The sequence below is a fragment of the Silvibacterium dinghuense genome, from assembly GCF_004123295.1.
In the GTDB taxonomy this organism is placed as follows: domain Bacteria; phylum Acidobacteriota; class Terriglobia; order Terriglobales; family Acidobacteriaceae; genus Silvibacterium; species Silvibacterium dinghuense.
Window position 1 is genome coordinate 1,213,815 of sequence record NZ_SDMK01000001.1, and the last position, 12,144, is coordinate 1,225,958.

Sequence of the window (12,144 nt, forward strand, 5' to 3'; positions counted from 1 at the left end):
AGACGAAAAGCCCGCCTGACGAATGACCATCCGACTGTTCAATACCCTGACAGGAAAAATCGAAGACCTGGCTCCGATCGACGGTAAGCCCTTCCGCATGTATGCCTGCGGCCCCACCGTGTACGACTACGGCCACATCGGCAACTTCCGCACCTTCCTGCAGGTGGACGTGCTCCGCCGCGTGCTGCGCCTCAAGGGCATCGAGCCCCAGCACGTCATGAACATCACGGATGTGGACGACAAGATCATCCGCAATGCGGCGATCGCGGGCGTCAGCATCTCCGAATACACACCGCGTTTTGAGAATGCCTTCTTCGAGGACCTCGACGCGCTCTCCGTCGAAAAGCCCGAGATTGTGGCCCGCGCGACCGAGCACATCCCAGCCATGGTTTCGATGATCGAGAAGCTGGCTGCCGAAGACTGCGCCTACAAGACCGAAGACGGATCGTGGTACTTCCGCATCGCGAAGTTCCCCGGCTACGGCAAGCTCTCGAAGAAGGACTTCAGTGGCATCACGGACGGCGCCCGCGTCGACGTGGACGAGTACGACAAGGATTCAGCGCGCGACTTCGCGCTCTGGAAGGCGGCCAAACCCGGCGAACATCGCTGGGAGACGCCACTCGGCGCGGGCCGTCCCGGCTGGCACATTGAGTGCTCGGCCATGGCCAATGAATACCTCGGCGAGACGCTCGACCTGCACGCCGGCGGCGAAGATCTCATGTTCCCGCACCACGAGAACGAGATTGCACAGTCCGAGTCGGCTACGCACCATTGCTTCGCGCGCCACTGGTTCCACGTCCGCTTCCTGCTGGTCGAGGGGCGCAAGATGTCGAAATCCGAGGGTAACTTCTATACCCTGCGCGATCTGCTGCTCAAGGGCTACAAGGCCTCGGCGATCCGCATGCTGCTCATCTCGGTGCCCTATCGCCAGCAGCTCAATTTCACGTTTGAAGGACTGGCCGGCGAGACCGGCGCCATCGAGCGCCTGCGCACCTTCCGTGAGCGTGTCCGGAATGCCAAGCCGGCGACCGAAACCAATATTGCGCTTACCGACGAAACCGCGCGTTGTGAGAAGAACTTTCTTGACGGCCTTTGTAACGACCTGAACACGGCCGAAGCCCGCGCCGCCATCTTCGACCTGGTGCGCGCCGGCAACGCCGCGCTCGACGCCGGGACGATGGGAGCGGAGAATGCCGCGCAGATCCTCGGCGTGCTGAAGCAGTTCGACGCGGTCTTCGCCGTGCTCGACGACCACGATGCCGAGTGGACCCGCTTCGCCCTCGACTGGGCTGAGCGCGAAGGCCGCCTCGACGAGGCCTCGCCTGAAGTGCTGGCGCAGCGGTCACTCTCCGACGAGCAGATTCAGGCGCTGGTCGATGAACGCACCCGAGCCAAGAAGACACGGAACTTCGCCCGCGCCGACCAGATCAGGAATGAGCTGGCGGAAAAGGGAATCCTGATTGAGGATTCAAAGGACGGGGTTCGCTGGAAGCGTAAGTGACTGCGCGTCACGGCGACTCGCGCGCTTTGCGCGCCACTCTCGTTGGTCGCGTTAGTTTCTTGAGGCTTCCAAAGCGGCAACCCGCTCGGTAAGCGCAGCGATGAGCTTGTACGTCTCGAGATCGCTCTTGGCCTTCGACTCACCGATGGCGGCCATAAGCGCCTGAAAGTTCGCTTCCTGCTGATCGCGGAGTGAGTTGGAAGTCGTCTCGATCTGCTTCTGAAGTGCGTTGTACTGCGTCTCCATCTGCTTCTCGATCGACGAGACGCGGACCTTCAGTTCGCGCACGTCGGGCGCAATCACATCCTGAATCGCGTGCTGCAAGGTCTGCAAAACGTTGTCGGTCATTCCGCGCTCTCTGCCTCCAGTGTAGGCCGGTTTGCTCCGGCAACCGGAAATATTTCTCCCACGCGGAGTTACGGATGGCACCGATTCGATTCCCTGGACGTTGCCAACTACACTCAAACTAGCGCAGGCATGGCCGACAACTTCGCACAGACCGTCAAGCAGCAGGCCGATATCGTCAAGATTATCGGCGAGTACGTGCGCCTGAAGAAAGCGGGCGCGCAGAACATGCAGGGTTTGTGCCCGTTTCATGGCGAAAAGTCGCCGTCGTTTTCGGTGCATATCGGGCGGCAGTTCTTCCACTGCTTCGGCTGCGGCGTCTCGGGCGACGTCTTCACCTTTATCCAGAAGATCGAGAACGTCAGCTTTCCCGAGGCGGTGAAGACGGTCGCTCTGAAGTGCGGCATTCCGCTACCCAAGCGCGAATTCTCCTCGCCCGAGGAAGCGGCCGAGAGCCGGCGCCGAGGCAAGCTGATCGAGCTGCACGAGGCAGCAACGGCCTGGTTCCAGGAGCAGCTGAAGACGCCGGAAGGCGCGCTGGCCCGAGAGTATCTGCATGGGCGCGGCCTGTCGGACGACGGCATCGCCAAGTTCCGCATCGGATACGCGCCGGAGAGCTTTCATGCCCTGCGGGAACGTCTGCAATCGATGGCCGACGTGGAAACGCTGCGCGCCTCCGGCCTGTTTTCGTTCAAGCAGCAGGAGGACGGCTCGCCCGGACCGATCTATTCGCGCTTCCGCAAGCGGGTCACCTTCCCCATCGCCAGCGAGTCGGGCAAGGTCATCGCCTTTACCGCCCGCGCGCTCGAGAGCGGCGAAAAGGCGGGGCCGAAGTACATGAATTCGCCCGAGACGCCGCTGTACCACAAGGGCAATGTTCTCTTTAACTTGGACAAGGCCCGCCAGCCCATCCGCGACTTCGGCTTTGCTCTGCTGGTGGAGGGCCAGATGGACTGCATCTCGGCCTCGCTGGCCGGGATTTCGAACGTCCTCGCCACCAGCGGCACCGCGTTTACCGAGGCGCAGGTGCGCCTGCTCTCGCGCTACACCCAGCGTGTGCTGGTCAACTTCGATCCCGACACGGCCGGGGCGAACGCCGCCGAGAAGTCCATTGCCCTGCTCACCGAGGAGGGCTTCGAGGTGAAGGTTGTCACCCTCGAGGGAGGGCTTGACCCGGATCGCTACATTCGCGAGCGCGGCGCCAAAGAGTACATGGCGGCCCTGCGCGGGGCACGGCGTATCCAGGATTACCTGATCGAACGCGCACGCCAGCTTCATCCGGCGCGCACGCCGCAGGGCAAGGTCGACGCACTCAATTACCTGCTGCCCTTCATCCGGCTCATCCCCAGCCGCATCGCCCGCGATGAGTTCGCCATGGATGCGGCACAGAAGCTGGGCATCGACTCGGCGCTGGTGCGCGAGGAGCTGAAAGAGGCGGCGGCCAAGAAGCGGGATTTCCTCTCGACCGCACCGAGCTCGCCGCTTACCCGCGCCGAGCAGATCCTGCTCCAGGCCTTTTCCGCGCCCCAGAGCGGGGAGAACTTCCAGGCGGCCGAGCGAGCCTATCGCAAACATGAGGAAGACTTTGCACGCATGCGATCGGACGTGCACGACATGGTGAACTGCCTGCGCGGACGCTCGCCCGAGGCCGATCCGATTCAATGCCTTGCCGATCCGGAGCAGCGGCAGATGCTGGCCGCCATTTTTGTCTCCGTCCATGGGTTTGAGCCCTCGGTCGAGGACATCGAGCAGGCCGTTTTCACCGTCCGCCGGGCTTCTCTTGAACAGGAATTGCGCCAGCTCCGCTCCGCCATCCACCAGGCCGAACGAGAAGGCAAGGTGCAGGAGGCTGTCGAGCTGACCCGCCAGACCTTGCAGCTCACGCAGCGTCTCCGCGCCTTAGATTAGGCCTGGCCGGCCAGGCCTTTCGCCTTCGGCACGCGCTCCCGCTGGTCGCGGCGCTGGAGTTTCTCCATCTGCGGGAGTGGGGTTCGCACCCTCCCACCCAAGCGGAGCCTGGATGGGGCACCCTTTTTCTTGCTCCTGCGAGCAAACCCGCAGGTTTCTCCGCTGCGCGAACAAAAAGCTGGCCGCTCCGGTCGAAATGACAAGGTTATGGGAGTTTCGGGCATCCCAACCGCGACCATCGGGAGCGCCCTTGCGCTCCCGTACCGGCACGAATGCGCCGAAGGCGCGATTCGCCCTACGCGTAGTAGCCCTGCGCGGAGCAGTGTGCGAAAATCCTCATCCGATGAGACTTCTGGACTGGCTGACCGATTTATTCGTCGATACTTTCGGCATTACCCGTCCGCAACCGGAGCAGCGGCGGCGGATCAGCCTCATCCTGGGCATCCCGCTGCTGCTTTTTTTGCTCGCGATCGTGGCTCTCACCGTCCTCTTCTTTGTGCTGTCTTCGCGTTGAAGGGAGATGAAAACGCCTTGACGGAACCGAAAGGAATGTGATGAAACAAATTCCTCTTTCCGACATCTATACACATGAGGAGCCTGTGATGACGGGCTTTCGAGGATTCTGCCGCGCGTTCAGCCGTAAAAGGTCGGCAATTATAGCAGTTCCATCTACGCGGCGTGGTATCCTGAAAGTCTCTCGGTGGACGTGCGCCTACCGCCCAGCGACCATGATTCGCAAAGGGATAAACGCCTTCCATGGCCCGGCCGCACTGAGTCCAACCCAGGCAGATACGAATACGACGATTCGAACAATTCGACGCGGGAGACGAGACGCGCTTTGGCATTAGAAGACAAATACGAAGATGAACTAGAGAAATTGATCGATGCAGGCAAGGAGAAGGGTTACCTCACCTACGGTGAGGTGAACGACCTGCTCCCCGGAGACATGCACTCCGCCGACGACCTCGACGATCTGATCACCACCATTGGCAGCCAGGGCATCGACCTGATGGACGGCAGCCCCAAGGAGCGCGACGGCTTCGACGGTGAGAGTGAAGACGGCGAGGATGTCGAGCTGGACCTGACTCCCGGCACGCTCGAGAAAACCAACGACCCGGTCCGCATGTACCTGCGCGAAATGGGCACGGTGCCGCTGCTGACGCGCGAAGGCGAAGTCGAAATCGCCAAGCGCATCGAGCGTGGCCAGCTGCGCGTGATGAAGGCGATCTCACGCTCGCCAATCATCGTGCGCGAGATCATCGCCCTGGGCGAAGACCTCAAGCGCGGCGTGCGCAACGTAAAGGAAGTCGTCCTCTTCGATGAAGAGGAGATCACCGAAGAGGTGCTGCAGGGCCGCGTACGCCAGACGGTCAGCAAGATCGACACCCTCATCAAGCACCAGAAGAAGGCTGCGGCCTTCGCGGAAAAGCTTGAAACGCTGAACCCCAAGACGAAGGCGAAGGAGCATCGCAAGACCCGCTGGGCCATCGCCCGCGAGCATGTCTATGTTTCGCGCATTGTCCGGGAGCTGAAGTACACCAACACCGAACGCAAGCGCCTGCTCGACAAGCTGAACAAGACGGTCGACACCATGCGCACGCTTGAGCGCCAGATCCGCACTCTGGACCAGAAGTTCGACCAGTCCAAGAGCGAGGAGCTCAAGAAGGAATATCGCCGCCAGCAGAAGAACTGCAAGGTCGACCTCGAAAAGCTCGAGCAGGAAGCCGGTGTCTCCATCGCCGAGATCAAGCGCACGCAGCGCGAAATGATCCAGGGCGATATGGACGCCGAGAACGCCAAGCGCGAGCTGATCGAAGCCAACCTGCGACTGGTGGTTTCGATTGCGAAGAAGTACACCAACCGCGGTCTCCAGTTCCTCGACCTGATCCAGGAAGGCAACATCGGCCTGATGAAGGCCGTGGACAAGTTCGAGTATCGCCGTGGCTACAAGTTCTCGACCTACGCCACCTGGTGGATCCGCCAGGCCATCACCCGCGCCATCGCGGACCAGGCCCGCACGATCCGTATCCCGGTGCACATGATCGAGACCATCAACAAGCTCATCCGCACCTCGCGTCAGCTGGTGCAGGAGCTTGGCCGCGAGCCTACTTCTGAGGAAATTGCGCGGCGCATGGATATCCCTGTCGCGAAGGTCCGCAAGGTCCTCAAGATCGCCCAGGAGCCCATCTCTCTCGAAACGCCGATCGGCGAAGAAGAAGATTCGCACCTTGGCGACTTCATCGAAGACCGCCAGGCCGTTTCGCCTTCAGACGCCGTCATCAGCGTGAACCTGAAGGAGTACACCTCGCAGGTGCTGCGCACCCTGACGCCGCGCGAAGAGCGCGTCATCAAGATGCGTTTTGGCCTTGAGGACGGCTCCGAGCACACGCTCGAAGAGGTCGGCCAGAGCTTCCAGGTCACCCGCGAGCGTATCCGCCAGATCGAAGCCAAGGCGCTGCGCAAGCTCCGCCATCCTTCGCGCTCGCGCAAACTCAAAGCTTTCGTCGACACCGTCATGGAGTAGACGGGCTTCCTGTCCTGTATCTCGCGAAAACCCGCCATAGAGGTGGGTTTTCGCGTTTGCGATAGTGATTCCCCACTCAAGCCAAAGTCCGGCCTGCATGGGACGCCCGCCGCTTCCGGCGGGTTTGACTGTTTCCGGCGCTGGTATTTCCACATGGGAGGTCACTGATCATGTTCATCCGGCGCATTTCCTATTAAAAGGTTATGCAACGTCACCGCATCTAAATCGTCCATATGGTGTTCACTGCCAGTAAGAGCAGGCCACGACCAGCTCCGGAACACTTTCTTTTTGTGAGGACCCCCAATGACCGGTACGCACGCTCCGCGGACTTCGCGGCTCCGCCTTGCCATCGCCGCATCCATTCTCTCCATCGCAACCAGTGCCATCCCTGCCTTCGCGCAGACCTCCGCAGTCGCCTCTACCGATGACAGCCACAGCGGTGTCTCCAGCTCCACCGACTGGAAGGCCTACCTCAGCGACGACATGCCCGCGGATGGCAGCGCTGCTCCGGCCGCCTCTGCTGCCGGCGGACAGTACGGCCAATATCCCCGCGGCAACAACCGCTATCCGGGCTACGAAAGCCAGTGGAGCCACGTCGCCATCGAAGCCGGCGCCGGTTTCACCGCCCCGGTCGGCAACACCACCAACTTCAGCACTGCGGATATCTACAACGGCTACCTCAGCCCGAACCAGACCTTCGGCTACAACATCAACGTCGGCGGCGGCTGGAACTTCACCAAGCGCTTCGGCGCGCTGCTCGAGTACAGCTGGAACCGCAACAAGATCCCTGGCAGCTACACCGAGGCTCTCTACAACATCGAGGACCTGGGTTCTTACGGCTACACCTCGCTGAGCGGCAACGTGAACACCTGGTCCTTCACCATCGACCCGATCTTCTATCTTCCCTTCAGCAAGAAGAACGGCGCCTATGTGACCGGCGGCGGTGGCTTCTACCGCAAGGTGACCAACTTCACCGAGCCTGTCACCGAGTGCTACTACTACTGCTATGACGTAGGCGTGACCGTTGCGCACTACTCGAGCAACCAGGGCGGCCTGAATCTCGGCGTCGGCTTCTACCGCAAGGTCTTCGGCGAAGACAGCAATGCGAAGCTTTATGCGGAAGCCCGCTACGTCTGGGTCGATTCGCCCGGTCCTAGCGCTTCCAACTACTACAACGGCTCGGGTACGGAAAGCCTGATCCCGGTCACCTTCGGTATCCGCTTCTAAAGCCAACCGAAATAGAAAACAGCGGCCGCTCCCGATGGGGCGGCCGCTGTTTTTGTATTGCCCATGACCAAAGGCCACATCACCATCGCGTCTCGACGAGGATGAGCGCCTGGCCCTAATGTACGTCGCATCTGCAATGCTTAAGTCCAGGGCATTGCGGGCATTGGAATCCTGCACTTACCGACAGGATTCTTCCTCTTGCATAGGAGGCGGAAGCACCTTGCTTCCGCCCGCTTTGTTTCGCCGCTGCTCCCTTCTCCGACTAGGAGAAGATCTCCTTTACCTTGTCGAAGAGGCCGCGCGAGGCCGGCGTGTTCTCCACCGTGAGCGTCTCTCCGAGCTGCCGCAGCAGCTCTTTCTGCACGCGGGTGAGCTTTTTCGGCGTCTGCACCGCAACCTGCACCACCAGATCGCCCCGGCCATGCTCGTTGAGATACGGGACGCCCTTGCCGCGCAGCCGGAACTGCGTCCCGCTCTGCGTACCTTCCGGCACCTTCAGGGCAGTCTCGCCTTCAAGGGTCTGGATCTGGATCTCATCTCCCAGAGCAGCCTGGGTAAAGGAGACCGGGATCACGCAGTGCAGGTGATTGCCATCGCGTTCGAAGAAGGCATGCGATTTGACCGTCAGCGCCACATAAAGGTCGCCCGAAGGGCCGCCGAAGCGTCCCGCGTCGCCCTCTCCCTGATAGCGGATGCGTGTGCCATCCTCGACACCGGCCGGAATATTCACCCCGATGGTGTGCTGGCGCTCCACGCGGCCATCGCCACGGCAGCCCGGGCACGGGTCGGTGATGACCTGGCCGGAGCCTCCGCAAGCGTTGCAGGTCCGCGCCACGGAAAAGAAGCCCTGCTGGTAGCGCACCTGTCCATGCCCCTTGCACTGCTGGCAGGTCGAAGGCCCGCGGCCGCTGGCTGTACCGGTACCCTGGCAATCCACGCAGGCTTCCATGCGGCGGAATTTCACCTGGACTTCCTTGCCGAAGACCGCATCCTCAAACTCGATGGTCACGTCGGCGCGGATATCGCGGCCTTTCTGCACACGCGAGCCACGGCCGCCGCTGCGTCCGCCACCTACGTTGAAGCCGAAGAGGTCGCCAAAGATGTCGCCCAGATCCTGGAAATCGACAAACGGATTACCGCCTCCGGGAGCACCTGCGCCCGAGACGCCTGCATGACCAAAGCGGTCATAGGCGGCGCGCTTGTCGCCGTCCGAGAGCACCTGATAGGCCTCGCTGCATGCCTTGAACCGCTCCTCGGCGGACTTGTCGCCGGGGTTGCGGTCAGGATGGAACTGCATGGCCAGCTTGCGATAGGCGACCTTCAGCTCCTGATCGCTGGCGGTGCGCGCTACGCCGAGGACTTCGTAATAATCTGCTTTCATCGTGTTCGATGTAGGACTCATGCTTCCTTCTGCTGCGAATTGCTGGCCACCCGGACCAGCGCGGGGCGCAAGAGGCGCTCCTTGATGCGGTAACCGCGGCGGACTTCGTCAAAAATCTGCTGGTCGGGCACGTCGTTCTTCTCGACCATCTCGAGAGCCTCGTGGACGCGCGGATCGAATGTGGCGCCGAAGGTTTCGACCGGCTGCACGTTGAGCGAACGCAGCGCCTCTTCCATCTGCTTCACGATCAGCTCGACACCGGTGCGCAGCTGATCGGCCGAGCCGGTGGACTTGAGCGCCAGCTGGAAGTTGTCGAGGACGGGGAGAAACTGCTCGACCGCACCGGAAACGGCAAAATCACGGAACTCGTTCCGTTCGCGGACCTCGCGCTTGCGGGCATTCTCGAACTCGGCCTGCAGCCGGGCCAGCCGGTCGACCAGCGTATCGCGCTCGGCCTTCAGGCGGTCATACTCCTCCTGGGAGACGGCAGGCGCATCGGCCACAGCCGTAACAGTCTCAGGCGATTCGGTTTCGTTCAGTGGGGTTTCCATCGGTTCGTTATTCATGGGACGACTGCCAACATCCTTCTTCTGCTGGTAAAAATTCGTGGTCTTTTTCAGTCTATCGCGGAGATTCATCGACTCTTTGCTGGGGCGCACAGGCATCTCCTATCGGATGCACCAAAGCGGCACGCGGGTTCTGCCCGGTTTCCGCGGCTATTGCGAGGATGGAAAGAGCCGGTCAGAGAGCTGTGCCAGGTAGGAGACGGCTCCTATGGTCTGCTCATACTGGATACGAGTCGGGGCTATCACCGCAAGAGTACCGATGTTTTCAGCTCCGATCCGCGCCGGGGCGCCGATCAGGACCACATTATGCAGCCCAGGCAGCGTCTCCTCCAGCCCGACGACGACGCGCACATTCTGTTGCCGCGCATCGACATAGGCATTCAGCAGCGAGATGAGCCGCTCCTTGGCTTCAAGGGCATGCAGCATGGTCTGCAGCCGGCCACGGTCGATTTCACTGGCCAGCAGGTTGGCCGTGCCTTCGATAAAGATGCTCACCGCAGCCGAGGCTTCGCTTTCGAGTGCGCCCTTGCGATAGAGCTCTTCGAGCGAATGCATCAGGCGGTCATATTCGCTGCGCTCGGCCTCCAGCCGCCGCGCCAGCTCCAGCTGGATGCGGTCGACTCCCCAGCCGTGAAAATTCTCGTTCAGGTAGCGCGCGGAGAACTCAAGCTCCGCCAGCGAGAGATCGCGATCGAGGGAAAGCACCCGATCCTGCACCGTGCCTTCCATGGTGACGACAACTGCCAGCACGCGCCCTGCGCCCAGCCGCGAAAAGTGAATATGCTCCAGCGTCTGCGTCTCGGCGGCCGTCGAAATGGCGACGCCCACACCGCTCGAGATGAGCGCCAACATGTGGGAAGTGCGCTCCAGGAACTGCTGGCTCGTATTCACCCCGGCAAAGGTGTCATGAATCTGCTCGATGCGCTCGGGCGCGAGCGGACCGAGCCGCGCGGGTGAGGCCAGCTGCTCGACGTAAAAACGGAAAGCCTGCGGCGTGGGGATGCGTCCGGCCGAGGTGTGCGGCTGATCGAGAAGCCCGGCCTCGTCGAGCGAAGCCATCAGGTTGCGGATGGTCGCCGCGCTCATGCCCTCTTTATTACCGAGCTGGCGCGCCACCGCGCCCGAGCCGACCGGCTGGCCCGTAGCGATATAGCTTTCAATGATCGACGTGAGAACCAGCCGCTCTCGCGAGCTGATGCGCAGATCCGACGGCATGGCGTCCCCCTCGCTCGCTCCGGCAGGAAAGGGGGTGAAGCTCCGGCCAAAGTGGCTACCGTCTTCTGGATAGACGGCTCCCTTTCTATTGTAGGAAGGCAAACAGGGCCGGTCAACGCGCTTATTCTGCCGCGCTCTGCGTGCAAACCCTATCTCGACGGAGCCGGCGGCAGGCGATAGATTTCGATCGCGCCCTCGCGCAGGATGGCGAACTCCAGCCCGTCGGCTGAGAGCGCGTAGTTGTGCCCGGCACTGACCTCCGGCGATGCCGTTTTCACCAGCTCAAGCTTCCCGGTCTGCGTGTCGAAGACGCCGACCGGCTGATCGAGGACATCGTCTTCACCGAAGGGATCGAGCGAGCCGATGGTGTGATTGATCTCGAGCGAGCCATAGGCAAAGCGCGTGCCGTTTTCGGCGAAGGCGAAGGTTGGCCAGATATAGCGCGACAGCCAGCGCTGCTGCCACAGGACACCACCCTGCGTCGAAAACACAGTGATCGAGTGGTCGCTCGTCCCCCCGGGGCAGCCCATCACCATGGCTGCGGTCTCGCTCAGCGTCTCCACCGTCGGCTCGCAGGCCGAGCGCAGCTCGCCCATCTTTACCTCGTCCCCACGAAACGGGGCGGCATGAACCAGCCAGTCATCCGGCGCCTTGCCTTCGGCGGTATTCACGATGCCTTCCGGCAGCATGGGAATACTGACCGGGGTCCGCGTTTCACTGCGCGCGATCATCTTGTTCTCCGGCAGCTTCACGAGCAGAATCTGTGTCCGCTTACGCTGCTGCCGCGTCCATTCCTCTTCGCCGGGATGCGGAGCGTCCGGACCAAGCGTAGGAGCTTGCGAGGGTTTCGCGGCATCCCCCTCCGGAACCTTCTGCGCAGCCTCCAGCGGCAGATACTTTACCGTCTCGATGGCCAGCAGCCGGTGCGTGGGAGAAACACTGACCGCTTCGATCTGCGTCTCGGGCTGCAGATAGGGCCGCAATCCCAGGCTGCTGTCCGTCTGGTAAAGCACGTTGCGCTGGCGCACCAGGAATCTCCCATTTCCGAGCGCCCACAGATAGGCTTCACGATCATGCATGCGCCAGGTCGTTTCCTTGACGACCTTTCCTGTGGCCGTTTCTAGCACCAGCGCATGGATCACCTGGTCCATGTCATCGTCCGGATCGTCCGGCACCCGCTGCAACAGGCCGCCCTTGCGAAAGGTAAAGAGCAGGTGATCCGCATCGATGAAGTCCAGCGTGACCGAAGAAAGCCGCGCCGTCAGGTAGAAGCGGCTGGGCGCGGCAAATCCCAGCGGCTCAACCGGGATGCGCATCGCAGGCACCATCTCCTGCGCAGCGCGCGATTTCATATCGCCCTTGTCGGATGCAGCGTGCAGTGCAGACGCAGAACCGAGCAGAGCGGAGAAAACCGCTGCGTGAGCCAGCCAGAGCAGGCGAAAAGACAGGCGGGCAGCCATGAACAGCATTCTCCCCG

General features: G+C 61.8%; 10 protein-coding genes. 5 read left to right on the forward strand and 5 right to left on the reverse strand.

Annotated features, from left to right (window positions below):
* Positions 1–22: 22 nt before the first annotated feature.
* Positions 23–1,501 (forward strand): cysteine--tRNA ligase, encoded by a 1,479-nt coding sequence (gene cysS / locus ESZ00_RS04780; RefSeq protein WP_129207011.1) that lies wholly within the window; start codon positions 23–25, stop codon positions 1,499–1,501.
* Between the two features lie 51 nt (positions 1,502–1,552).
* On the opposite strand, the gene ESZ00_RS04785 is transcribed toward cysS, so the two are convergent.
* Positions 1,553–1,849, reverse strand: a complete 297-nt coding sequence (locus tag ESZ00_RS04785) for a hypothetical protein (protein ID WP_129207012.1) — start codon at positions 1,847–1,849, stop codon at positions 1,553–1,555.
* A gap of 129 nt (positions 1,850–1,978) precedes the next feature.
* On the opposite strand from ESZ00_RS04785, the gene dnaG reads away from it, so the two are divergent.
* The 4 genes from dnaG to ESZ00_RS04805 all read left to right on the forward strand — a co-directional run bounded on the left by dnaG (position 1,979) and on the right by ESZ00_RS04805 (position 7,505).
* Positions 1,979–3,754, forward strand: coding sequence for a DNA primase (gene dnaG, locus ESZ00_RS04790; protein WP_129207013.1), 1,776 nt, complete (start codon positions 1,979–1,981; stop codon positions 3,752–3,754).
* A 250-nt stretch (positions 3,755–4,004) separates the two neighbouring features.
* Positions 4,005–4,268 (forward strand): hypothetical protein, encoded by a 264-nt coding sequence (locus ESZ00_RS04795; RefSeq protein WP_129207014.1) that lies wholly within the window; start codon positions 4,005–4,007, stop codon positions 4,266–4,268.
* Between the two features lie 324 nt (positions 4,269–4,592).
* Positions 4,593–6,278, forward strand: coding sequence for an RNA polymerase sigma factor RpoD (gene rpoD, locus ESZ00_RS04800; protein ID WP_129207015.1), 1,686 nt, complete (start codon positions 4,593–4,595; stop codon positions 6,276–6,278).
* Positions 6,279–6,581: 303 nt separating this feature from the next.
* Positions 6,582–7,505 carry a hypothetical protein gene (locus ESZ00_RS04805; RefSeq protein WP_129207016.1) on the forward strand — a complete coding sequence of 308 codons (924 nt, stop codon included), beginning with the start codon at positions 6,582–6,584 and terminating at the stop codon, positions 7,503–7,505.
* Positions 7,506–7,767: 262 nt separating this feature from the next.
* Here ESZ00_RS04805 and dnaJ read toward each other — a convergent pair whose 3' ends face one another.
* The 4 genes from dnaJ to ESZ00_RS04825 form a co-directional block, all read right to left on the reverse strand.
* Positions 7,768–8,907, reverse strand: a complete 1,140-nt coding sequence (gene dnaJ / locus ESZ00_RS04810) for a molecular chaperone DnaJ (protein WP_129207017.1) — start codon at positions 8,905–8,907, stop codon at positions 7,768–7,770.
* Positions 8,904–9,452: a nucleotide exchange factor GrpE gene (locus tag ESZ00_RS04815; RefSeq protein ID WP_229740961.1), complete on the reverse strand. Its 549-nt coding sequence runs from the start codon at positions 9,450–9,452 to the stop codon at positions 8,904–8,906. The genes dnaJ and ESZ00_RS04815 overlap by 4 nt, the downstream gene beginning before the upstream one ends.
* Before the next feature lie 150 nt (positions 9,453–9,602).
* Positions 9,603–10,667: a heat-inducible transcriptional repressor HrcA gene (gene hrcA, locus ESZ00_RS04820; protein ID WP_129207018.1), complete on the reverse strand. Its 1,065-nt coding sequence runs from the start codon at positions 10,665–10,667 to the stop codon at positions 9,603–9,605.
* A gap of 149 nt (positions 10,668–10,816) precedes the next feature.
* Complete coding sequence (locus tag ESZ00_RS04825) at positions 10,817–12,127, reverse strand: hypothetical protein (protein ID WP_129207019.1); 1,311 nt, start codon at positions 12,125–12,127, stop codon at positions 10,817–10,819.
* Positions 12,128–12,144 lie beyond the last annotated feature (17 nt).